Annotated in this window: 30 protein-coding genes and 2 pseudogenes; 20 read left to right on the top strand and 12 right to left on the bottom strand. The window is 34.1% G+C overall.

The genetic code is table 11. From position 1 onward, the window contains the following. The 4 genes from AC3G7N_RS17710 to AC3G7N_RS17695 form a co-directional block, all read right to left on the bottom strand. Nucleotides 1-324: an ArsR/SmtB family transcription factor gene (locus tag AC3G7N_RS17710; RefSeq protein ID WP_489423496.1), complete on the bottom strand. Its 324-nt coding sequence runs from the start codon at nucleotides 322-324 to the stop codon at nucleotides 1-3. Nucleotides 325-438: 114 nt separating this feature from the next. After that, nucleotides 439-1,014 carry a hypothetical protein gene (locus AC3G7N_RS17705; protein WP_489423495.1) on the bottom strand — a complete coding sequence of 192 codons (576 nt, stop codon included), beginning with the start codon at nucleotides 1,012-1,014 and terminating at the stop codon, nucleotides 439-441. Nucleotides 1,015-1,271: 257 nt separating this feature from the next. Beyond that, nucleotides 1,272-1,469: a YdiK family protein gene (locus AC3G7N_RS17700; protein ID WP_489423494.1), complete on the bottom strand. Its 198-nt coding sequence runs from the start codon at nucleotides 1,467-1,469 to the stop codon at nucleotides 1,272-1,274. 7 nt (nucleotides 1,470-1,476) lie between these two features. Then, nucleotides 1,477-2,190 (bottom strand): CPBP family intramembrane glutamic endopeptidase, encoded by a 714-nt coding sequence (locus AC3G7N_RS17695; protein ID WP_489423493.1) that lies wholly within the window; start codon nucleotides 2,188-2,190, stop codon nucleotides 1,477-1,479. Nucleotides 2,191-2,481: 291 nt separating this feature from the next. Here AC3G7N_RS17695 and groES point away from each other — a divergent pair, with 291 nt between their 5' ends. The 10 genes and pseudogenes from groES (at nucleotide 2,482) to AC3G7N_RS17645 (ending at nucleotide 9,749) form a co-directional block, all read left to right on the top strand. Next, entirely contained in the window at nucleotides 2,482-2,766 is a 285-nt protein-coding gene (gene groES, locus AC3G7N_RS17690) for a co-chaperone GroES (RefSeq protein WP_489423492.1), read from the top strand. Nucleotides 2,767-2,815: 49 nt separating this feature from the next. Continuing rightward, nucleotides 2,816-4,453 carry a chaperonin GroEL gene (gene groL / locus AC3G7N_RS17685; protein ID WP_489423491.1) on the top strand — a complete coding sequence of 546 codons (1,638 nt, stop codon included), beginning with the start codon at nucleotides 2,816-2,818 and terminating at the stop codon, nucleotides 4,451-4,453. A gap of 102 nt (nucleotides 4,454-4,555) precedes the next feature. After that, on the top strand, nucleotides 4,556-5,467 hold the full coding sequence (locus AC3G7N_RS17680) for a tyrosine-type recombinase/integrase (protein WP_489423490.1): 912 nt from the start codon (nucleotides 4,556-4,558) through the stop codon (nucleotides 5,465-5,467). 21 nt (nucleotides 5,468-5,488) lie between these two features. Then, on the top strand, nucleotides 5,489-5,656 hold the full coding sequence (locus AC3G7N_RS17675; RefSeq protein WP_489423489.1) for a hypothetical protein: 168 nt from the start codon (nucleotides 5,489-5,491) through the stop codon (nucleotides 5,654-5,656). 760 nt (nucleotides 5,657-6,416) lie between these two features. Next, on the top strand, nucleotides 6,417-7,316 hold the full coding sequence (locus AC3G7N_RS17670; RefSeq protein WP_489423488.1) for a YonV family putative phage-derived protein: 900 nt from the start codon (nucleotides 6,417-6,419) through the stop codon (nucleotides 7,314-7,316). Nucleotides 7,317-7,328: 12 nt separating this feature from the next. Next, nucleotides 7,329-7,682 (top strand): annotated as a pseudogene (locus AC3G7N_RS17665) (YonV C-terminus-related protein); the annotation flags it as partial. 335 nt (nucleotides 7,683-8,017) lie between these two features. Continuing rightward, the gene (locus AC3G7N_RS17660; RefSeq protein ID WP_489423487.1) at nucleotides 8,018-8,317 is read left to right on the top strand and encodes a ribbon-helix-helix domain-containing protein; all 300 of its coding nucleotides are present in this window, start codon (nucleotides 8,018-8,020) and stop codon (nucleotides 8,315-8,317) included. A gap of 164 nt (nucleotides 8,318-8,481) precedes the next feature. After that, entirely contained in the window at nucleotides 8,482-8,673 is a 192-nt protein-coding gene (locus AC3G7N_RS17655; protein WP_489423486.1) for a hypothetical protein, read from the top strand. A gap of 138 nt (nucleotides 8,674-8,811) precedes the next feature. Then, complete coding sequence (locus AC3G7N_RS17650) at nucleotides 8,812-9,093, top strand: hypothetical protein (protein ID WP_489423485.1); 282 nt, start codon at nucleotides 8,812-8,814, stop codon at nucleotides 9,091-9,093. 185 nt (nucleotides 9,094-9,278) lie between these two features. Then, entirely contained in the window at nucleotides 9,279-9,749 is a 471-nt protein-coding gene (locus AC3G7N_RS17645) for a hypothetical protein (protein ID WP_489423484.1), read from the top strand. Nucleotides 9,750-9,921: 172 nt separating this feature from the next. Here the strand turns inward: AC3G7N_RS17645 and AC3G7N_RS17640 are convergent, their stop codons facing one another. Then, nucleotides 9,922-10,494, bottom strand: coding sequence for a recombinase family protein (locus AC3G7N_RS17640; RefSeq protein ID WP_489423483.1), 573 nt, complete (start codon nucleotides 10,492-10,494; stop codon nucleotides 9,922-9,924). 479 nt (nucleotides 10,495-10,973) lie between these two features. Between AC3G7N_RS17640 and AC3G7N_RS17635 the strand changes: the two genes are divergently transcribed. The 3 genes from AC3G7N_RS17635 (at nucleotide 10,974) to AC3G7N_RS17625 (ending at nucleotide 13,220) form a co-directional block, all read left to right on the top strand. Then, on the top strand, nucleotides 10,974-11,429 hold the full coding sequence (locus AC3G7N_RS17635) for an excalibur calcium-binding domain-containing protein (RefSeq protein ID WP_489423482.1): 456 nt from the start codon (nucleotides 10,974-10,976) through the stop codon (nucleotides 11,427-11,429). A gap of 60 nt (nucleotides 11,430-11,489) precedes the next feature. Next, nucleotides 11,490-12,113, top strand: a complete 624-nt coding sequence (gene srtD, locus AC3G7N_RS17630) for a class D sortase, LPxTATN-specific (RefSeq protein WP_489423481.1) — start codon at nucleotides 11,490-11,492, stop codon at nucleotides 12,111-12,113. A gap of 933 nt (nucleotides 12,114-13,046) precedes the next feature. Next, entirely contained in the window at nucleotides 13,047-13,220 is a 174-nt protein-coding gene (locus tag AC3G7N_RS17625; protein ID WP_489423480.1) for a hypothetical protein, read from the top strand. A gap of 85 nt (nucleotides 13,221-13,305) precedes the next feature. Here AC3G7N_RS17625 and AC3G7N_RS17620 read toward each other — a convergent pair. The 4 genes and pseudogenes from AC3G7N_RS17620 to AC3G7N_RS17605 all read right to left on the bottom strand — a co-directional run. Further along, nucleotides 13,306-13,425: pseudogene (locus AC3G7N_RS17620) on the bottom strand (hypothetical protein); the annotation flags it as partial. A gap of 583 nt (nucleotides 13,426-14,008) precedes the next feature. Then, nucleotides 14,009-15,865 carry a GmrSD restriction endonuclease domain-containing protein gene (locus AC3G7N_RS17615; protein ID WP_489423479.1) on the bottom strand — a complete coding sequence of 619 codons (1,857 nt, stop codon included), beginning with the start codon at nucleotides 15,863-15,865 and terminating at the stop codon, nucleotides 14,009-14,011. 88 nt (nucleotides 15,866-15,953) lie between these two features. Beyond that, nucleotides 15,954-16,574 carry an HNH endonuclease gene (locus AC3G7N_RS17610; protein ID WP_489423478.1) on the bottom strand — a complete coding sequence of 207 codons (621 nt, stop codon included), beginning with the start codon at nucleotides 16,572-16,574 and terminating at the stop codon, nucleotides 15,954-15,956. A gap of 35 nt (nucleotides 16,575-16,609) precedes the next feature. Then, entirely contained in the window at nucleotides 16,610-17,029 is a 420-nt protein-coding gene (locus AC3G7N_RS17605) for an MrcB family domain-containing protein (RefSeq protein ID WP_489423477.1), read from the bottom strand. An 850-nt stretch (nucleotides 17,030-17,879) separates the two neighbouring features. On the opposite strand from AC3G7N_RS17605, the gene AC3G7N_RS17600 reads away from it, so the two are divergent. The 6 genes from AC3G7N_RS17600 (at nucleotide 17,880) to AC3G7N_RS17575 (ending at nucleotide 19,707) form a co-directional block, all read left to right on the top strand. Beyond that, on the top strand, nucleotides 17,880-18,152 hold the full coding sequence (locus AC3G7N_RS17600; protein ID WP_489423476.1) for a helix-turn-helix domain-containing protein: 273 nt from the start codon (nucleotides 17,880-17,882) through the stop codon (nucleotides 18,150-18,152). A 20-nt stretch (nucleotides 18,153-18,172) separates the two neighbouring features. Further along, on the top strand, nucleotides 18,173-18,352 hold the full coding sequence (locus AC3G7N_RS17595) for a hypothetical protein (RefSeq protein ID WP_489423475.1): 180 nt from the start codon (nucleotides 18,173-18,175) through the stop codon (nucleotides 18,350-18,352). 3 nt (nucleotides 18,353-18,355) lie between these two features. Continuing rightward, nucleotides 18,356-18,538 carry a hypothetical protein gene (locus tag AC3G7N_RS17590; RefSeq protein ID WP_489423474.1) on the top strand — a complete coding sequence of 61 codons (183 nt, stop codon included), beginning with the start codon at nucleotides 18,356-18,358 and terminating at the stop codon, nucleotides 18,536-18,538. Nucleotides 18,539-18,540: 2 nt separating this feature from the next. Then, nucleotides 18,541-18,897, top strand: coding sequence for a hypothetical protein (locus AC3G7N_RS17585; protein ID WP_489423473.1), 357 nt, complete (start codon nucleotides 18,541-18,543; stop codon nucleotides 18,895-18,897). 76 nt (nucleotides 18,898-18,973) lie between these two features. Next, nucleotides 18,974-19,315: a hypothetical protein gene (locus AC3G7N_RS17580; protein ID WP_489423472.1), complete on the top strand. Its 342-nt coding sequence runs from the start codon at nucleotides 18,974-18,976 to the stop codon at nucleotides 19,313-19,315. Between the two features lie 116 nt (nucleotides 19,316-19,431). Further along, nucleotides 19,432-19,707: a hypothetical protein gene (locus AC3G7N_RS17575; protein ID WP_489423471.1), complete on the top strand. Its 276-nt coding sequence runs from the start codon at nucleotides 19,432-19,434 to the stop codon at nucleotides 19,705-19,707. A gap of 107 nt (nucleotides 19,708-19,814) precedes the next feature. Here AC3G7N_RS17575 and AC3G7N_RS17570 read toward each other — a convergent pair whose 3' ends face one another. Both AC3G7N_RS17570 and AC3G7N_RS17565 read right to left on the bottom strand, forming a co-directional pair. After that, nucleotides 19,815-20,369, bottom strand: a complete 555-nt coding sequence (locus AC3G7N_RS17570; protein WP_489423470.1) for an Ltp family lipoprotein — start codon at nucleotides 20,367-20,369, stop codon at nucleotides 19,815-19,817. A 184-nt stretch (nucleotides 20,370-20,553) separates the two neighbouring features. Next, a complete protein-coding gene (locus tag AC3G7N_RS17565) occupies nucleotides 20,554-20,757 on the bottom strand; it encodes a hypothetical protein (protein ID WP_489423469.1) in 204 nt (67 codons plus the stop codon). A gap of 862 nt (nucleotides 20,758-21,619) precedes the next feature. Here AC3G7N_RS17565 and AC3G7N_RS17560 point away from each other — a divergent pair. Beyond that, the gene (locus AC3G7N_RS17560) at nucleotides 21,620-21,793 is read left to right on the top strand and encodes a hypothetical protein (protein WP_489423468.1); all 174 of its coding nucleotides are present in this window, start codon (nucleotides 21,620-21,622) and stop codon (nucleotides 21,791-21,793) included. A 733-nt stretch (nucleotides 21,794-22,526) separates the two neighbouring features. Here the strand turns inward: AC3G7N_RS17560 and AC3G7N_RS17555 are convergent. Then, nucleotides 22,527-22,988, bottom strand: coding sequence for a hypothetical protein (locus AC3G7N_RS17555; RefSeq protein WP_489423467.1), 462 nt, complete (start codon nucleotides 22,986-22,988; stop codon nucleotides 22,527-22,529). Nucleotides 22,989-23,237 lie beyond the last annotated feature (249 nt).

Genomic DNA, 23,237 nt, shown 5'->3' with positions numbered 1-23,237 from the left:
CTAACTGTGACTAGCGTGCTCTATCGTTTGTTTTAATACATTCATGACGTGTTCATCATCATGTGAGTAGAATAGGGTAGTACCGTCTCGTCGAAACTTTACTAGTCGTAAATTTTTCAAGAAACGCAATTGATGAGATACGGTTGATTGCCTAAGATGCAACTTTTCTGCAATATCATTCACAGATAATTCTCTTTGAAAAAGCAGGTGTAGAATGCGAACTCTGGTAGGGTCACCCAAAGCCTTGAATGTTTGGGAGACGACAAACAATATTTCTTCGTCTAGTTGTTTAAAATTTTTTTGTTTAGCTTTGGAATCCGTCATTATTGTTCCCTCGCTTTTGTAATCAATTCGACTACCTTATTATATGTATATATTAACATATGTTCATACTTTAGATAAAAAAATAGTACACGGCAAATAAGCTCATGTTAGGAGTCATAACAGGTTAGCACTATACTGATTGTGTTCAATTTGATTTGGTTCCTCTGAAATAGGGATGATCGGTCCCAGTTGATTATAGACAATAATGAATAATACGAATGCAAATAAACAAAGAACAATAAAGGGCTGATTTGAATTTTTGTTTAAAGATTCCTGTCTGATCAACTGAATAAGAATTAAAACGATCGAAATAAATAACATGAACATCATTCTGATTAAGGAATCCTGAAATTCATGCGTAGCCATTACTCCAAGCATTGCTCCCATCATGCCACCCATAATACCGGATAGTGTACCATCCAGAACTGCAACCAAACTAATAGGTAATCCTGCTAAAAAGCCAGCTGTCACCCCGACTATGATACTTAGTACAGTAGAGTAATATAAATCTCCAGTTAGAAAAATACCGAAGATTACACCTATTGTTAACCCGACAATCATTCCGATAGACATGGCAATCATCATACCTGTCATTTTTGGAAGGCTATTGCGGTTATAAATGGTGAGGATTATAACAGATGAAGATAAAACGAAAATAACAAAAAGTGTAAGTAATAAGGGAACTGTCATGCATATTCTCCTCCAACTTGTCCTGATATCATTCATTATATGCTTCAAATGAACGTACATGATTAGAAAAACTGGCCATTCGCCTAGTCCCTAATTGCGAAGGGCGAAATAAGCGTTGAAATCTCGGATCGAACGTTACGATGAATTTCATTGTGATAACACCTTCACGAATAGACTCTTCTTAAACTTTCCTGAGGCTAACCAAGGCGCTTGTGCTTTTCTTACGTGAAAAAAACAAGGAGTAGCCGATTAAATGGCTACTCCTTGTTTTTTTTGTTTCGTACATGGTTTCGCATAAGCCGAATTGCCACACCAAAGTCTAATGTAGCAATGATAGCGAATAACATGGTTGCGGTATTCCACACGGTTTCTCCGGCGCTTTGCGTAGCCATGTATACAAATAATACACCCATAATAAAGTATATATTCGCCATTACTTTTGGTGAAGTCCTCATAAATATATTAGCCCCCAATTAAAATCATTTGCATTTGTTCGAGCTGCTTTTGCATTTTTTCTATGTCTTCTGGCGATAACGAAAATTGAACAAGTACAGATATGGAGTTTAATGCCATATGGACAATGATTGGAACGAGTATCCGTTTTGTTTTTACATAAAGGTAAGCAAAAACAAATCCCATTGAACTATAGATAAGAATGTGTTCCGGTTCTCCGTGAATGAGTCCAAACACCAACGCAGAAAGTAAGGCTGCTAAAAAGAAGTTCATTTTTTTATAGAAATTCCCAAAAATAATCTTCCTGAAAATAACTTCTTCTACAATAGGTGCGATTATCGCTGGGATAATCATAAATATAGGTGCTGCACGTGTAATGTCAATTATCATTTCAGTGTTTGCAGATCCTGGCTTAATGCCTAATACCTGTATTTCAATAATGCCTGCAATATACTGGGCAAAGTAGGCCATGAACACACCTACGATTGACCATAGAACAATGGCACCAGGTTTCGCAGCATCACGTGTAGAAGGCATTTTCATGTACGGTTTCATAATCAAAAGAATGACAACTAGTCCAGCTGCGAAGCTAAAGATTGTCCAGTATATAACAGCTTGGAACTCGCTAATAGGTAACGTCGCAAATAAAATTGGCGCAAAGACTATCCCAGAGAATTGCATAATAATGTAGGTTAAAATGACATACCAATAACGCTTGGTCAAAGTGAAACGACTCCTTTAGTAATCAAATATATATGTTAACTAGTGTATGCAACACTGTGCAGTGCTATTAACCAAGTTTTTTAGAACTCTACTAATCATTTTATCATATTTGTTACCATGCTTATAATAGAATGGTCTATGAATAAAGGCAAAAGAAAAGTTTTTTGAAAAATATAGCTTTGAATGCTTGCAATTTTAGCGAGGTTTTTATATGATAATAATTGGAATTAGCACTCAGGTGTTTAGAGTGCTAATAATTAATAAAGCAAATGAATTAAGGAGGATGTCTACATGATTAAGCCACTAGGAGATCGTGTTGTAATCGAGCTTGTTGAACAAGAAGAAAAAACTGCAAGCGGTATTGTACTTCCAGACTCTGCAAAGGAAAAGCCTCAAGAAGGTAAGATTGTTGCAGTGGGATCTGGTCGCGTAACAGATAATGGAGAAAAAATTGCACTCGAGGTTTCTGAAGGAGATCGCATTATTTTCTCAAAATTTGCTGGTACAGAAGTGAAATATGACGGTACAGAATACTTAATTCTTCGTGAAAATGACATCTTAGCAGTTGTTAGCTAATAGCAACGATTAATTACTTATGAAATGAATTTAAGGAGGGCATTTAATTATGGCTAAAGAAATTAAATTTAGTGAAGACGCTCGCCGTGCAATGTTACGCGGTGTAGATACATTAGCAGATGCAGTAAAAGTAACACTCGGACCAAAAGGCCGTAACGTTGTTTTAGATAAAAAATTTGGTTCACCATTAATTACAAATGATGGTGTAACAATTGCAAAAGAAATTGAACTAGAAGATCAATTCGAAAATATGGGTGCACAGCTTGTATCTGAAGTAGCATCAAAAACAAATGATGTTGCTGGTGACGGTACAACAACTGCAACAGTATTAGCACAAGCAATGATCCGTGAAGGTCTTAAAAACGTTGCATCTGGAGCAAACCCAGTTGGCGTTCGTCGTGGAATTGAAAAAGCTGTAGAACTTGCAGTAAGAGAACTACAATCTATTTCAAAACCTATCGAAAGCAAAGAATCGATTGCACAAGTTGCAGCTATTTCTTCAGGTGACGATGAAGTTGGTAAACTAATTGCAGAAGCAATGGAACGTGTTGGTAATGATGGTGTTATCACAATTGAAGAATCAAAGGGCTTTAACACGGAACTAGAAGTTGTTGAAGGTATGCAATTTGATCGTGGATATTCTTCTCCATACATGGTTACTGACCAAGACAAAATGGAAGCAGTACTAGAAGATCCATATATTCTAATCACAGATAAGAAGATTGGTAACATTCAAGAAGTATTACCAGTATTAGAGCAAGTGGTACAACAAGGTAAGCCACTTCTATTAGTAGCTGAAGATGTTGAAGGTGAAGCACTTGCAACATTAGTAGTGAACAAGCTTCGCGGAACATTTAATGCAGTTGCAGTAAAAGCTCCTGGATTTGGCGATCGTCGTAAAGCAATGCTTGAAGATCTTGCTACATTGACAGGTGCTGAAGTAATCACAGAAGATCTAGGACTCGATCTTAAGAGTACTACAATGGAACAATTAGGTCGCGCTTCTAAAATTGTTGTTACAAAAGATACAACAACAGTAGTAGAAGGATCTGGTAATCCAGAAGCAATTTCTTCTCGTGTAGCACAAATTCGTGCACAAGCTGAAGAATCTACTTCTGAATTTGATAAAGAAAAATTACAAGAACGTCTTGCTAAACTAGCAGGCGGAGTAGCAGTTATCAAAGTTGGTGCTGCAACTGAAACAGAATTAAAAGAACGTAAACTACGTATTGAAGATGCATTAAACTCTACTCGCGCAGCTGTCGAAGAAGGTATCGTAGCTGGTGGTGGTACTGCTCTAGTAAACGTTTATAAACAAGTAAGTGAATTAAATTTAACTGGTGACGAAGCTACTGGTGCTAACATCGTACGTCGTGCACTGGAAGAACCAGTTCGCCAAATTGCACACAACGCTGGCCTTGAAGGTTCTATTATCGTAGAACGCCTTAAAGGTGAAAAAGTTGGTGTAGGATTCAACGCAGCATCTGGCGAATGGGTAAACATGGTTGAAGCTGGTATCGTTGACCCAACTAAAGTAACGCGTTACGCACTACAAAACGCAGCATCTGTAGCGGCAATGTTCCTAACTACAGAAGCTGTCGTAGCTGACCTACCAGAAAAAGACAATGCTGGTGGCGGCGGAATGCCTGACATGGGCGGCATGGGTGGAATGGGCGGCATGATGTAGGGAATTTCCTACACATTTAGCCTAGCTTTTGTGAAGCTGTTTAATGTATAAATAGTTAGTTATGAGAAGACTACTTCCTAAAATTAGGGGGTAGTCTTTTTTGTGCTTTTAAAATTTGCATATCAAGATTTTTTAGATGATCGTAAATTTAGGAATACAACCAAAATTAACATTCAAAACTATAAAGTTCTATTAGGAGGGTTTATAGATTATTGTCACGAAAATAATATCCTTAATGTTGAAGAAATTGAAGTAAGTCACGTTAGAAATTACTTAAGATTTTGTCAAAACAAAGGTAATTCGGCAGGCACGATAAATACAAAACTGCAACGGATTAGGGCGTTTCTAAATTATATGGTTGAAGAAACAATGGTAAAGGATAATGTTGCAACAAAGGTTAAACGTCAAAAAGAGGATATTAAAATTGATGTATTCAATGATGAACAGATACATCAAATGTTAAGTTATTATCGCGGTCTCAGGAGGAGGGAACAAAGCTATTTTGCGTATCGAGGGTATATGTTAATCCTAACTTTTCTAGGAACAGGGGTTAGAAGAACTGAAATCATCAATTTAAAATGGTCTGATGTAGATTTAGAAAACTTAACTATGTCTGTGTACGGAAAAAATAGAAAGAAGGAGATTGTATTTTTAACTGAAAAACTTGCTAAAGAAATATCAGCTTACTATTTATTTTGCAAAAGACGTTTTGAAAAGCTAAGTGATTATGTCTTTGTGAATAGAGATAATACACAAATGACACAAAACTCCATTATGTTAGTATTTCAAAACCTACAAAAGAAAATGAACTTTTCAAACGTAAGGGTATCACCACACACTTTTAGGCACAGTTTTTGCCATAGATTAGCCATGAGTGGAATGTCTGCATTTGCTATTCAGAAGATGATGAGACATGAGAATATTTCTGTAACAATGCGTTATGTAGCTATGTGGGGAAATGAATTGAAAGAACAAAATGACAAGTACAATCCTTTAAACAACTTGGATATATAAGGTAAGGGGTGAAGTTAAACTATGATAGCCGAAAATGTTGGAAAAGGGAAAATAAAACTTGATTGTTCTTATGATGAAATTGGAAAAATCGTAAGTGTATTAGATAAATACTGGCTTGTAAATGATGATGAAAATATAAAGCAACTAGCATATGAATTACACAATCCTAAAGTGGTTGTAGAAAAATAATGCAAAAGAAAAAGCCACCTATTCGCCGTAGGTGACACAAACTTTACACTATAAAACTGAATACGAAATATCGTAATTCTTGTATTTATTTTATCGAAAAAATTGAAAAAATGCAAGGTGTCTTTAGTATTGTCTTTTTTACGGTATATCCAACGTGGAAACCAAATAACACGTTGTTAAAATAAACTTGATAGGTACTGGTTGTAGCCAATGTAGAAAATACAATCGTAATCACATTAACAGTTTTCCTTGTTTGCTGGTGGTTACTAGGTGCGAACGACCATTAACGGTTCGGTTTGGTAGCTAGGTGCATTATGGTGCAGGTAGCAACGAAAAGACAATAGCATATAGGACTAGCTTTGTATGTAGAAAGTTCGTTGTTGGAGAAATCCAAGCGTTCAAACAAGGTGATACGGTGGAATCCTCAGCAAACTCAGTTCAATTCAGTATTAAAGGACGATTACTTTTATAACACTTAATTTTTTTGAGTGCTGTAAAGGTAGTCATTCTTCTGTCCAATATTTCCTAGACAAATCTAGTTAATTCAGTGGAAGTCAAAACCAAAAGTCAAGGGAAAATAACAAATCATTAAAGATTTATAAAGTTAATGTCCTTTTTTCATGTCCGTTTGCCAGTTAATAAGTGTAAGCACATGAAGAGGGAAAGTATTATAGGATTATTACTTTAACTTTGTTGTCCTAATTCATGTGGAAAATGCAAGTGAGACTTTGTAATCACATGAAGAAAGGACGATAATTTAATGTTATGCCAAAAGCCTAAAACAACGAAAATAAACATTATTGATTCAATTATGGGAAGTGGAAAAACTAGCTGGGCTATACAGTTCATGAAAAATGCACCAACCTATCAAAAGTTTATTTACATCACGCCATTTAAGGGAGAAGTGGACAGGGTGATAGTATCAGTTGACCACAACTTTAAACAGCCACAAGTAGACGATAAGAATAATACAAAATTAGAGGATATAAAACGCCTGATTGCTAATGGTGAAAATATTGTTTCTACCCATGCCCTTTTTAAAAGTGTTGATAGTGAGGTGATTGATCTGTTAGATATGGAGAATTACACGTTAATTCTTGATGAGGTCATGGATGTAATTAAACAAGAAGATATTTCAAAAGATGATTTAAAGATGTTAACCAAAAATGAAGTGATAGAAGTAGATAATAAAGGGGTTGTACACTGGAAGGAATCCAATTATAAAAAAGGCTATTTCGAAAAGTTGAAGAACTTAGCTAACTCTGGAAACTTAATGATGTACACAGATAAAACTAACGAACCTATTGCAGTATATTGGACGTTTCCAGTAGATACTTTTAAATGTTTTGAGGAAGTTTATATTTTAACTTATATGTTTGATGGACAGATTCAACGTGCTTATTTTGATTTATTTGGTCAAAAGTATGATTATAAGTCAATTTTAAAGGAAGGAACTGAATATAAATTAGCACCATATGTTTCTTTTAAAAATGAAGATCGGTCACACCTAAAGGAACTGATTAACATTTACTACCTATCAGCTAAGGACAAAAAAGATATGAATAAAATGGGAAATAAGCCCGGTTATTTTAGTGTAAGTGATTTAAAGAGGAAAATTAAAAGTAAAGACACAAAGAAAGTTATAAAGGACAATGCCTAAAACTTTTATTACAATAAATGTGATGTATCTACAGATGAAGTAATGTGGACTACCTTTAAAGAATTTAAGGATAACCTAACACCTAAAGGGTTAAAAGAACATTTTGTTAGTGTAAACGCACGTGCTACAAATGAATATCAGCACAAAAGCACTTGTATTTATTTAGCTAATATATACATGAATCCATTAAAAAAACATTTCTTTAATAAGCAAGGTGTGGAGGTTAATGTTGACCTGTTTGCACTATCGGAAATTCTCCAATGGCTTTTTCGTAGTCGTATTAGAACTGGACAGCCCATAAATGTTTACATTCCATCTATACGAATGAGAACTTTACTGGAACAATATCTCGACAATCAGTTATAGATTTTCCCTTTACTTTAACAGCTTAGTAAACGAACGCTGTACCCATTGGTACGACTGGGTTTGTTGAGTGTTTCCTTATAAGAAAGATAATATAAATTTATTATAAAACCCTACCAACTAACATTCCAAGGGATAGCCAAAAAAACGGCTACCCTTCTCCATGTTAGTTTGGCACTAATAATAGATTCAACTAATAATAGAAAATGATCTAATCTATGATTGTGAGGGTGTAAACCCGAACACGAGGCTTTAGCCGAGTTATGATTTGGTTCTTTGTTATTGGTCTAACGTTTTGTAAACTGTATGTAGTTTTATTCTTATTGGAGGATTATATTATGAATAGAGAAAGTTATGTGTCAGTATCATTGAATGAAGATGAATATAAAAACTTACTTGGACTCACGGATGAATTAGATAAGCGTTCATTTAAAACACCTAGTCAAGCGGAATCTGTGAGACATGCTATTAAATTTATGAAGGATAACATTGATGTTGCAAAATCGCTTGAAGTTTTAAAGAAACGACTAAATGAAGTAGAAAAGGAATTGGATGAATCAAAGAGAAAAAATGAGATATTTGAACAATCATTTCTTGAGTTTCAAAATAAAGTAAAGCTTACAAGTCAGGGTAATTAAATCCTGGCTTTTATGTTTCAAAATTATTTCAACTTCCCTTACCTTAATTAAATTAAATCTCACTTATTTTAGATTAACTCTAGTTAACTTGAAGATTATTTATTTATAAACCTATGTATAATATCGTTCCCGTTGCAAATTCTATTTTATAACAAAGTAAAGGAGTGATATTAAATGCCTCTAGAAAAGATTACATTAAAACATTGAAGGAACTAAAGGAAATTATAGGAGAAATGGATTGTCATTTGAAAAAGGCTGATTTAATTAAGGGTGATTTGTATTTTTCCATTCACGATGAATTACTGGAATTAGGTGACCCTGAAGCCATTGAAGAACAGAAAAGATACGAATTTTAAATTGGAACGTGACGAATTATATATATGTGTTCCTGACAAAGTTAAATAGTTAAAAAAGTATGAAGCCGAGTTAATGAAAACAGTCCAACATGATAAGGACTTAACACAAGACCACAAAAAAACTAGGAGGTACTAACAATGAAAACAAACGTTAAGAACGGCATTATTTTTTTAGGTGAGGTTGCTACAGATACAGCTACAATTCGAATCGGGGATATTGAAACAAAAAACTTAGATATAAAATTTACTACGAAGATGGATGGATTTTACCCTGTGCTTGGTGAGACTAATGAAGAAGGAATTGTTGAACGTATTTTCATAGATGTTGATCCTCTTGATTTGAAATTATTCGAGAATGACGAGATAACTATAATTGCTTCTGAGGATATTATGGAAGGAACAATTAAGGAGAAAGAATGAACAAGATTTACAAAGGCTAGAAGACCACTATAAAACTGCGTCAGAAAGAAACTCAAGGGTTTTATTGGTACTGTACTAGTACCACTTTTTCTTTAAAATCAATGTTACTATATATAGGAAATGTATCTTAATTAGCAGGAAAATAGTCCCTTTTGTCGAATTATAACTGATGAGGGGGAGATATAATGAGTGGAGAAACTAAAGAACTCGACTTAAAATTAGAATTAAAAAAACAATGGTATTGTGATTATTGTGGTGAAGTTATTGAATCTGAAAAAGATGGGATGTTAGAGTGGGATTCCTTTTTACCTGAGGATGAAAGAGAATTTACAGCCGATAACTTTAGAATTGTTCATCATAGGGCTGTGAAGAAATGTAGACCTAAACATGCTGACGATTATTTATCTGATGGGCATTTACATTGGTATACTGGTTCACAAGGGCTTTCAGAGTTACTTTCAATTCAATTTGGAAAGACGCTAGACATCGTAGAGTTTCACAAGATAATCAGAAGATTACATGTTGATTACTACGAGGAAGCAGTTTCATATTTACCACAAGCATTAGAAGATGGAGAGTATGAAATTGATCCTATTGGTGATGGTGATATTTCTTTAACTAATTTAAAATGGTTAATTAAAACATACGGTAAATAACAACAGCAAAAGCACCTTTGACTGGGGTGCTTTTTATTGCCGAAATATCCGCTTGGACGCTGTGCATTGATGGGCATTCTCAAAACTTTTTTTCTGCACATTGATAGGTGTGGCAAGGTACGGATGGGTGTTCTGTAAAGGGGTATGCACAAATAAAAAAGACGATCACTTTTTATAGTGTCGCCCGCTTCTTCTTAGCCCTAATTAAGGTACTCTTTGAAATGCCTGTGGTCTCAGCCACTTCTTTATATGAATTAGTTTCTAACAGCTTTAAAGCATTTTCTATTTTCTTTTTACCATGTGTTTTTGGTCTACCCTCTCTAAAGTCAGGACGCTGTTTAGCTATTGCCTTGCCTTCTTGTGTCCTCTCAACAATCATATCTCTTTCAAATTCTGCAAAGGCACTTAGTATAGTGAAAATAAGTCTACCATTAGGTGTATTTTCCACTAATCCCATGTTTAGAATATGAACCTTTACACCACGTTCAAATAGTTCTTTAACTGTATGTATAGCGTCCACTGTAGACCGTGCAAAGCGATCTAATTTAGTGACAACTAGTGTATCACCTGTTTCTAGTATGGAAAGAAGTTCTTTAAATTTTGGGCGATCTGCTTTAGTTCCTGTAAAGGAATCTTGAAAGATCGTTTGACAACCTTCTTCTTTTAATTTATTTATTTGATCTTCTAACGAATTGCCTTTTGTAGCTTGTCCTTTCGTACTCACCCTTGCATAGCCATATCTCATATGTAATAACCCCGTTTTCTATAGTTCACTTAAGACACTATGTTGTGACACCTTACGATACACTGATACTACTACACTCGGAAATTGGTGTCAATACTTTTAAGTTATGACACTAGGAAGATCTATATCTATAAAATACGGAAAAACCCCTTTAAAACTTTCTTGGGTCTGCTGCTATATTATTACTACGGAAAACCCTTGTGAAAACGAGATTTTATAAACGTTTACATAATTCACGACAACATGTAGTTTGGCTTTGTGATCGTAACCTCCGTTCCCTACATAAATCTAATTAGTCTGCAATAAATAGTGATCCCCTTTTTGATAGAAAAATATCAAATTACTGTAATATGATGTAATTTTTTGTAACATAATTGTAAATATGTTAGAGTGCACTTAGTAGTTACATATATATCCAGTTTTTAGAATAATAGGATATATCATAATTGCTAGAATAAATAGAAGGAGGGATCAACAAAATGAAATGTAAAGTAACTTTAGCTGTATTGTTTTCAGCTCTACTTATGTTTGGGACAGCTCAAGCAGTCTTTGCTAACCATTCAGGCGATCTGAATTGCGAGGATTTTGATACGCAAGCGGAAGCACAAGCACATCTCGAAGAACATCCAAATGACCCAGACGGGTTAGATAGAGAAAAAGATGGACTTCCTTGCGAGAGCCTTCCAGCTGGTGATTCTGATGCTTCCAGCAATGATGATGCATCCACATCCGAGGATGTTAACAAATCGAATAGCACTTCATCAGAGGAGTCTACTTCATCCGATGAAGCTGCATCATCTAAATCCGAGGACACTACATCATCTGGTGAACAGGGAGGCGAGCTGCCTGATACTGCGACGGCATTACCACTTGGTATTCTAGGTGGTTTAGGCGCTATGGTTCTTGGTGGACTGGGTATACGCAAACGGCAGTAATCCTTGAGGGCAGGCGATCCAATCGTCTGTCTTTTCTTAGGTATTAAGGAGGAAAAACCAATGATTCGTATATTATCAATATTATTGTTTGTGATTGGTTTCGTTGTTTTTGCTTATAATGGCTGGAGTTATTTTCAGGCGAATCAGTCGGTTGCGAAAATACCGGAGAATCCAAAAGCGGCAGTTGTTGATACAGATAAAAAAAATAAAAAATCAAAAGAGGATAATCCAGATAAAAGTCGTAATGGTGTTGACCCACTCAACCTCAATTTCGATTATAAAAAAGACTCAGAAGTAGCAATGCTGGATATCCCGAAAATGGACAAGCGTTTTACAACTTATTGGGGTACAGATGAAAAGACACTTGATCAAGGAGTTGGTATGTATGTCAGTAAATGGACGACAGTTCCTAATCGCGATTCCGGTCATACAGTACTTTCTGGTCATCGTGACACCGTCTTCACCGGACTAGACGAGCTTGGTCAGGGTGATACTCTTATGGTTCATTACAAAGGTGATACTTATGAATATGAAATCACTACGACATGGGTTACTGATGCAGATGACCGGACAGTAATTGTCGAAAAAGATGATCCTACTTTGACGCTTACAACATGTTATCCATTTAATTATATCGGTTATGCACCCAATCGTTATATTGTACAGGCTACTTTGGTTGAATGAATATAGGCATCAATAAACCTTTCCAATTATTTTTGATGACGTTTATTTGGATTTTGGTAAAGGCTTCAGAAAATGACCCAATCCTGATATCGTTAGCTCGAGGAGTTTAATGTTATTTGGAGAGGTTGGCAAGTAGTTTTTTAATTTATGCTGTCCTCCCTGGACCCTGGTGCTTTGTGCAATAAAATGGGAACCCACAAAACGTACCCTATTGTCTGGATATAATGTACGAATAGTAGAGACCATACAGTTGGTTTTAGAGAATCAAAGGAGTACCAAGAGTAGAAAAATCAACTGCATCAATTTTATGACCTATCCCCGACAGTTGAACACTTTCAAAAAGTTGACCTTTCATAAAAGAGTTTTCCTCACAATCGATTAGCCTTAGTTAGCGTCTTAAGAAAGAGGGCGTGTTTGTTTAATAGATATAAAAGGATCATCCATGTTAGTCAGGACTAATATGGATGATCCTTTATATTTTGTTCACGCAAAATAACTATCAAATCTGTGCAATATAAATAATAATTGGTACTTAATGAATGTAAGAAAATGCATATTTTCCTACATGGGATATCGCCAACTTCCCTATTTACAACATTAAGGATTTGACAAAAAGACTAATTTCTCAGTATTTTTAGTAGGAAATTAGCCTTTCTATTTTCAGCAAAAGCACCATTAAGTTTATATGGCAACAGATATGAATACTGCGATAATAAATGATGAAATACGTAATCGAAAAATTTTGGAGCGAATCCCCTCAGGACGTTGGGGAAAGCCAGAATATATGGTGGGAGCAGTAGTATTTTTTAGCTTCCAATGCCTCTGATTATGTCAATGGTGAGATTTTAACTGACATCCGTATGAATCGACTATGAGAAAACTAACATAAATAAACATGCTACACCGCACATTTTCAGACATACTCGTATTAGCATGATGACAGAGGCAGGAATCGATCTTGCAACAATCATGGAGAAAGTAGGTCATGAGGATATGAAAACAACAATGAAAATTTATACACATGTCACTAAGAAAATGAAAAAGGACGCTTCCGCAAAAGTAAGTACTTTGTACGAAAACGCCCTTTCAGATATAAACATAAAATAAATGTTATTTTTTGTGAGTTTTCACCCTTTTTAGAGGGGTGGGAACTCAAAAAAACATTGATTTAATAGGGTTTGATGATGTTCGTTTACATCATGCCGCCCATGTCAGGCATTCCGCCGCCACCAGCATTGTCTTTTTCTGGTAGGTCAGCTACGACAGCTTCTGTTGTTAGGAACATTGCCGCTACAGATGCTGCGTTTTGTATTTAAAAAGCTATGTATATAGTTAAGAAGTTAACACTACTTCCTATGTTTAATATTATATTACAAGTATAAAATAGTGGTTGCAAAATGTAAAGCAGTTTTATAAGCATTATTCTACATACTTTTCAGGAAGAATACATTTCTGATTTTCTGATCTATTTATGATACTGGTGTTCGGTGTCAAATCGAACCAGAATACGATTTTGAGTTGTAAAGTTCCTTGTCATTTAATTTAAAGTATAGTTAACTAGATTGAAATTAACATATTCAATTCATAGGGTTACCTAGTAAGCAGAATAACCTACATTTAATTTATATATACTTAAATAACATCTAATTCCTTTGTATATCCCTGTATATGTTGTTTTTAATTATTATACTCCTCTAATAACTTCGTTAATACTTTTATTTCTTGTTTTTGATTCCACTCTATATTTTGGATGTTTTATCCTTTATTTATTTCTCCATTCCTTCTCCTCCTGATTAAGCTTCCCTAATTCCCCCTTTCATTGACATAAAAAATTACAAAAAACAAAACCTTAATCGATTAACATAAGGTTTTGTTGTTATTTTGTATAGAGTTGTCTATTCTTTTAAATACATTTTGTCAACTAATTCATCAATGATAGTATTGCCTCTTTGTGTTATAAATTTGATAGCTTCTTCAGCATCATCACTTTCAAGATTAACTTCTATTTTATTTATGTCTTGTTCAGTAGGATATAATGCTATATTTTTAAATTTCTCATCAATCTGTTGACCAGAAGCAACTATTTTGTATAAGTTGAGATCTTTTTTTCCACGATTTATGGTACTATCTAAAAACGTCATATTCCCCAGAGTTCCACCAGGTATGTTAAGTTTTGAATACCTTTTATTTAACTTTGCTTTAACAATTATATGTTCAAAATCATTATTTCTACCTTCGACCAGTCCATTGTCTTTAATTAAATTATAGTAAACAGTTAAGGCCAATTTTGATACATCATCAAACATTAAACTTGGGTTAGATAATCTATCTTTCCACCAGAAGTGTAATGTATCTTTAAAATCATCTTTTGAGGGTCTTATTGAATAAGTTCTACTTTTATCTAAGTAATAACTATTTAATCTTGAATCGCCAGCATTACCCCAAATATTTAAAGCAGCATCCTGTAGATAAAAATATATCAAGTTATTAAGTGATTTTGAATATGTTTTATCTTGACCTGTAGAATTATCTTTAATTTGACCATCTTTAGTTATAGTAAAATTATGAACCCATAAATCAGCAAAGTAGGATAAAAATTTAAAGTTGCTTATTTTTTTATTTTCGAATGACTTTACTTGTTTAAATTGTTTTAAATACTTTTCATAATGAGAGTTGACGTTAGAGTAAATTTTTAATACTTTTCCTAATAAATCTTCTAATAAATCTGCATTTAAAACTTCATCAACTTGATTTTTTAATGTATGCAACTTTTTATTATCGACACCGAATATAATACCCATTGTCGAATATCCAATTTCATCAGCTAGATCATCCAATACAGTTTTAGTGTCCCTATAAAATACCTGGGATACCTCTAGTATAAGTCTTCCCATCCCATAACATAGTTCTGACAAATTTATTGTTTTTTGTTCACGCATTTCATCAGCTGAGAAGTTTTCAATTTTAATATCTCTATTTTCATTGAGGGTAACATATCTATTTATTATTGCATTCAGTAGTCTTTCGTTATTTTTTTTATCATTTAATTTAATTGTATCATTATACCATTGTGCAGCGAATACCTGATATTTCGTTAACTTTTTACCACCTTTATTCAGGTTTTCAAATACTTTGGCTAATTCACTAACATCCCCTAAAAATTCAATTGTTGGGATTTCAATATTATCTACACTTAAAAAATTCGCCTTTTTCATTCTGATATTATGTTGTAATTCACCTATGCTTCTTGTTAGTGAAGTATCATAATATCTTGATAAAACCTCACTTTTTTTTATTTCATCTTCCAAGTAGAAAGGTGTTGGATCAGTTTCCTGCAGTAAGATTTTAAAGATTGTTTTTATTTCCTTTTTTATACCCTTAACAAACTTTTCACTTTCTCTGTCTTCGTCATTTAATGGAAGAATTTTTATTAAGTCATCAGCTTCATTATCAAGATCTATATAATTCTCAGGAGATTTTTCATAATCTTGGATAGTGGATATACGCTGAAGGCCATCTATAAGTGTTAAGTTCTGGGTTCCAGGATATTGGTATATTAAAACAGAACCAAACGGAAATCCAAAACTTAAAGTTTCAATAAACTCCTCCTTTTGCTTTCCACTCCAAACCAACCTTCTTTGAAATGAAGGTAGCTTAAATCTGCCTCTTAGGTGACTATATGTATATTGTTTAGAAAGGTATTTTTTATTACTATTTTTATCATTTCTTTCATCTGTTATTTCTAAACTCATAGTTCTCCCTCCAATTATACAACTTAAAATAAATTTACCATATTCTTCACTTTAAAAAAACTTATCCTCTACCTAAATCAAGTCTAGTCTAGTCAATATACATGTCTTTTAGACCTCCAATCGTTATACCTATTCCGAAGTTATATAAGCTTCGCCTTTTTAAATTATATAATTTTTCAATAAGTCTGTTACGTTCACCCCTCTTTACGTGATGAATCATTCTATGACAATTAGGACATAGTGATGCAATGTTACCGGGTACATCCAGACTCCACTTAAATTGACTTTGTTTGTGCATTGGAATTAAATGATGTGCTTCAAGAAAATTTTCCCCGGTTACCTCAGATGTAAAAGTTAAATGGTTAGGATCTACCTCACAAAGATAATTTGCTTTTTCTATTGCTTCTTTTGCAATACTAGGGTCTCTTTTCCAAGCTTCAGCATTTTTACTCTGACTTTTTGATGGTATGGATTGTGGTTTTCTAGGTGTATCTGCTGAAGGTGCAACTAGTATATCATTTTGAAACTGTGTATCTTCAATTTCTTCCTTTTGAAGGTAATAATTTAATGCTTCTTCAACAGTTCTTCCTTTAGTGAACACTACTAATTGCTTATAAACCTCAATTATTTCTTTTAAATCATTTAATAATTCATTATCACTTGGAATATTATTAAGAGGATAATATTTACCGCAAATATGTGCAGCCATGTAATTCTTAGCATTCTTAGTTGTAGCTGCTAAATCTATTTTTCTAATGATAGGTTAGACGAATAAGTTAAATTCTGTCTAATATTTAAGGCTATAGTTTTCATCTTAACTCGTGGCCTTAAGCCTTCATATTTTTTATCAATATATGTTGTTCCTTGGTTTAGGGACATAAATACTCCCTGCATATCTTTTCTAAACAGATAAACTATATAAAAGCCTCTCTGTGCTGTTACAGTTATTTCCCTATTAAATAAACTAATCCATGGGGTATCCGTCCATCTTCCTACTCCAACAGAACCTTGAACTTTATACATTGATTCATCTAAATTAAGCTGATTAACTATTGACCTTGGGAAATTAACTGTAACAAACAATGAACTGTTATGATTGGGGTTAAATGGGTACTTTTTTAAACTGTTATATGTAGTAAGTATATTTAAAATTTCTTGTCTCATAAAATATCTCCTTCAATGTTATAGTAATATCTTACCATATGGTTAGTTATCAAAACAATCACAATTATTAAAATTATTTAACGATATTAACCCAAAGCACAAAAATATTTGCAATTTGTTGGAAACCCTTAGGTTAGTGCGTGTGACAAAAAGTACGTTAACGGATTGGATCAAGGACGTTAACGTATATATTCCTGGGCTAAGCAAGGCAGACGGATATATTACCGCCCTGAAACTATTTACGTATTTGTATTTATAAAACAGTGTTGTGAACAAGACTACACCAAGGCACATATATTTGAATGTTGGCAGAAAAAGACTTCCCTATCACTGTAGAGGAAGCTGTGGAGGATATAAAAAGTAACTTGAAAGTGATACCCCTAGAGAAACTTTACTAGCTGTCATGCAGACAACAGGGCAAGCTGTGACTAAAATAGCTGATCAGGACGAATCTATAAAAGCCTTGCAGTACATAAGGGACGACCAAGAAGAATGAATAAAAAACATTTAAAAAAGAACGGAAGAAATGAAGTATTTGAAGCAAGAAATCGAGGCACTTAAAAAAGAGGTAGCTACCACTAAAGAAGAATTGAAGGAAAAGGAAACACCTTCTTTCTTTGGGAAACTGTTTGGTAAAAAGTAGTAAATGATTTTATTTACTTTGCTACCTGTACCAGCTACCCATTTTGTAAGCTAAGGGTTAGAGAAATCTTTTTAGGTTTCTTACGGTGAATAATGACATAGGAAATTTCCTTTGCTGAAAAGGGTGGGGCTTTAAAAAGCTACCACCTTTTTCTATTGGCATAAATATGAATAAAATATTCACTTCATAAGGAAGAAGGTGTAAACAATGATGATCGGATATAGCAAGAATGACGTACCCTTTGAATCTAAGATTAACTACAAAATGATTCGTTGGCTGAGGCTGTCAACGAATATGAATCAAGAATCTTTCGGTCAGGCTTGCCGAATTGATCAGTCTGTTTTAGCACGTATCGAGGCTGGAACTATTGATCTAACAATAAATTATGAAAGTCGCATATTAGCTGGTTGTAAAAAATTGGCTATTAGTGACCACACCCTACAAGCAATTAAGAAATTAGTACAAGGGACAAGAAACTAAACTAAATAGGAGGTTTTACAATGTTAATGTCAAATGAATTACAAAATCTTGATAGCGAGTTTTTAAGGCTGTCAAATGAACACTATGAACTTACAAAGCAACTAAATAGCGTTAACAATAAATTAACAGAAGTTAGGGAACAAATCACAAAAAAAGTTACAGCATATTCAGGAATTAACAAAGTCACAGCGAGGCGATAAATAATGTTTAAGGCTATTAAAGAATTACGTGAGGAAAAGGAACAGTTTAGACTACTTGCAGAAGAAGTTGAAAAGCAAGGTTTAGCTGTTTTGGCTAGTCGTTTAGAGACAGTCGAGGAACAGCGTGAGTTTATGGGTAAGTATTGGGAACTAAAAGAAATTACAAAAAAGAAAAGGTGGTTTTAATAATGGCAAATTATAGTGAGGAATTTATTAGGGCAATGGCGAAAGGTGAAGCAGAGGCGGAGGAAATGGCTAAAAAGCTTCCATTATCTCAGAGAATTACACTAGGTATGCTAGTAAATGATTTAAGGGATAAGGAAAACATAGTTCCCAAAGAAAACGGTTTATCTATGTTTGAAGAAGATAAATATACCGTACCAATTGATTATGATGGAATCGGAAATGCAATTCTAAACCGTCATCTAATGGAGAAAGAAGAAAAAGAACGCCAAGAAAAGATTCAAGAAGAAAACCTTAGAAAAGAAGTTGAATACAAGGTAGGTCGTGCGAGGCTTGGACTTGCTATGAACAATAGAAGTTAATTAAAAACTAAATTACAAAAGAGGTTGCTGGTAAATAATCCAGTGACCTTTTTTATTACTAAAGGAGATATGAAAAATGGACGCAAAAGACTGTAGTAACTTAGCTAAGGAATATAACGGTCAAAAGAATTGGTGTGTACTTAAAGATATGCACTGTCCGTTATTGGTTAAACATGAACGATATAGTTTTGATAAAGATGACATTAAGTGCGATTACTTAAATTCACTAAACGGAATTGATTCTAAACATGGTGTAGTTAAAGAAGTTACTTTGTCCACCAAGAAATGTAGGGGCTGTAACAAGCTATATAAAACATTAAATAGTCGGGTTAGATACTGTTCTGATATATGTAGAAAGTCAGCTAGAAGGAAGTCAGAAAGAGATAGCAGGGCAAGGGCAACACACGCAACAGTTTAGTGAAATGAGGGCTTGATATAGCAACGTTTTTCAAGAAAAAGGTAAGGGGTGGCTATGTTAGTATTCAAACCCCATTTTTCGGTGTCTGATTGTCGTTAAAAAAAGGAGATAAAACAATGAAACTAGTTAAAGACAGGTACTATACAAACATAATGAGGTTAGAGTTATATAATAACCCACTTATGGTGCAATATGTGAAACCAATGTTACGGAATGTTAAATGTACCTTTGCAGATGGTAGTGTATATTACCAAAGAATAGAAATAACTAAAACAACTTTTGCAATTAAAACAGATTCAAATGAATTATACCTTGATGAACAATGCACCAAACCAGCAGATGTAACTAGAAAACAGAAAATAGAAGAATGTAAAAGGTTATGCTTAATTTAGGTTAGGGTACAGCACCTAACCCTATTTTTAAATTTATTCGATAAATCGCAATCTTTGAATAAAAAAAGAACGCTATTACTTAGCGTCCTCTTTCTTAATCAATGTATTTAAAGCCCTACCTGATCAGCACCATAAGTAGCCTGTTCTGTAGTGAATCCATCAAATTCTAACTGACCAATCAATCCACTTCTTGAAAATGCCATAGTGTCCATGTAGGATTTAGCCTTTTTTCCTGCCTGTTCGTTCCAGTCAACTTCAATACTTTCAACAGCTAGGGTTGCGTCCTCAGTAGAAAATCCGTCAAACTCTAACTGTCCAACAAGACCACTTTTAGAAAATGCCATGTACTCAATATAACTAGTTGCTTTATCTAATGCGTTTTGTTGAGAAACCGTTAATTCAGGTTCAGCAGGTTCTTCCTTAACTTCTTCCTTAGCTGGTTCTTCTTTCTTTTCTTCCTCAGCTACAACTTCTTCTACAGGTTCAGCTACTTCTTCTACAACTTCCTCTACAACTTCTTCTACCTTCTCAGGTTCAGTGGTAGTTGTTTGACTAGCTGTATCTTCCTCCGTAGGTGACATTGCAATACTTACGACAATGATTGCTATTACCCATACCCACCATTTCTTATAGAATGGTTTTTTAACTTTTTCCTTAGCCATTATGTACTTACCCCCAAAATTTTATTATTATTACAATAACTGGAATAATTGTAACATAATTGTAACTTTTTTAGAATACATATTACGAATTTCCTAGTTAAATAGATTCGATTATTTCATGGGAAGTAATTTATCTAGTCCAAATGGTACCTAAACATGCCAAAATAATTTTATGGAAATAATATTAGTCTTCTAAATTGTTTAAAGTCCTCGTTAGTGATTGACGAATTTCTTCTTGTTCTGCTTCCTTCTTTTCAATCATTCTATCAAGGCGTGTATGTACTTCATTAAAGTTTGATTGTGTTTCGTTTCTAAAGTCATTCAGGTTAGTGTGAAGTGTTTTCACTTTGTCTAGTATCTCGTCAATAATTACAGCTTTATCTTTCATTATGGATCACCCCTTCATATTTATTATAGCAGGATTATAGTGGCTTGTAGTAGCACCCATTTATTACCACCCCAAAAAGTTACAGAAAAGTTGGTGAAATTATTTGAAGCAGATTATTAGAAAATGAGATCCATTTTTCCCGAAGGAGGGGTATCTAATAATTGTGACAAAAAGGTTTTAAAAAGTTTGCTTATCCAATTTACACACCAGCCAAGCCTATATATAGTACCTGCTTCACCCGTCCTACCCCCACTATATTCCAGTAAATGAAATACTTACCTTATGCCATATATGCCATAGCTATTGATCTACTATTACTGATCAGTTCATTCATTTCTTTTCTTTGATTCTCATTCACTATTGCTGTTGTTGGGTGAGTGATGATGTCAGTCTCAGTCTATTCATGGTTCACTGGTGACGCTGTGGGCGTTGGTTGGGTGTTCCTACTCCTTATCCTTATTACCCCTATCCTTAGTGGTGCTGTTGTAGTGCCTTGTATAGACGTGTGAGAGAGTAGCTACATACACGCCCCTAAACCCTTGTTTATTGGTGGCACTATTGGTTTCACTATTGACAGACATTTTTGATTGACCGTTAACCCTTGTTTCTGCGGTGCTGGTGCTGTACTTCCAATAGTGTTGAGTTGTGATAGAGAGTGATTATTTATAATAGTAAATATATTGTTAAATAAATATATTATTAGGAATGTTGCCCATTTACAAAAATTAGTTTATAATATTTTATAGCAGGCATTTTGGAGGATGTTGGCTTAGAAGCAGCCATCATTTAAAGAGTGCGTAATAGCTTACTCCTGATAGCTAGTATCCGAGTATTCGGTAAAACTATCATAGGAGGAACTTCGATGACAAAGTCAAATTTAGTTGTTTTACTCACAGTAGTAATCTTACTGGGTATAAGTACAGGTTTTATAAGTATCAGTTTTAATTTCATTAACTTAGGTGCCTTTTTGGTTACCGCCATTGGAATTATCTATACTTACTGGATGGGTGGTCACGGGGGGAACGACACCACATGACTTGAAATGGAGAGAACAATGCCATAGTGCTACCCTCTCTCCACACCTATAGGGTGCAACAGTGCTGTCAAAGGCACGCACACAATTAAATTGTTCCTCTTATGATAGAGGGGCTGTCGCTAGTCTAACCCAGTTAGCTAGTTAGGCAGCCCTATACTTTTGATTTTTAAGTGTCATAACTCAAGAGTTTTGAAACCGTTTCTTTTACGAAACAAAAAAAGCCGACATTTTAAATCGGCTTTTAACTTTTCCTTATTCAACTAAAGCCCCCGTTATTTTAAGTGATGTTGGTTTAAAATAAAGTTTAATCATTTTCTAATTATGATCTTAAGCAAGAATTGATTTTATAGGATTTCTGTAATATACGTCCAAAAAGGAATATTAATTATTAAGGGTACTGATAAATAGAATATCGTGTCGATATCTTTTCTTACATTTTTTCTTAAACAAAAAAAGGTGATTAAAAAAAACAAAGGATACCCGATTACTGCCATATAAAACCCGATGAATACTATAGTTTTTGGATCAAAACCTAAAAAACCAATTAATAAAATAGTTCCTAATTCTATAAACGAAAAGAACCCAATTGCCCACCAAAACCACGTTGGTTGCTTCCAATGTTTTATTACAACCACCCCTAATTAAGATTATAACTTATGAGTTATATAAAGACGCAATGGGAACAATTTTTATTCCATTCTTGCGCCCTTTAACTGAAAAATTATAAGCTTTATCAACTTAATTCTATAATGTCTTGTTTGTTTCCATACTCAATAACTAATTTTATTTTTTCATCCCAAAGCGTTTTATTTTCATCAAACCGTGAAAATCCACCAGTTTTAAGCTGATAGGTACCATCGTTAGTCCTTTTTGCTTTAAAGAATTTCTGTTCACTTTCTCCTTCTTTTTGAAGGCTTAATGTTTCACCACCTATTTTGAATGATAAGGTAAGATTTTCTCCTGTGTAATCATTCTTAGATGTAATTTCTAACTTGTGGTTTGATTTAATCAAATTTTCAATATTAAAGTATGTTCCTGAAACACTATCTTTCACTTCCCAATTCTCAGTAGAAGCTTGTTGTGTAAAGGAAAACTCAATTTGCTTTTGACCATTCACGTTTTTACCTTCTTCTGAACATCCCGCCACAAAAATCAATACTACTGATAAAGAAAAGATACCGAATAACTTTTTCATTCAATCACTCCCTCTTTCTAATTTTTACACTTTATCCTAATAACAATTATTTCAAACCTCTGTTATTTTCACAAGGAGTTATTCCATTAAATGGCCCGTTCGTAATATAAGGTCAACCAGTAAAAAACTGGCTAACCTTATATTACGAACGGGCCAGTTTGTTTGGGACGGGTATATTTATGTGATAAGTGATTATGAATATGTAACAGAAATTGGCGATGAAATTGGGCAAGTCACAAAGTATTCGGA

The sequence above is a fragment of the Virgibacillus carmonensis genome (genome assembly GCF_057836705.1).
This window is presented reverse-complemented; position numbering and strand designations above follow the sequence as displayed.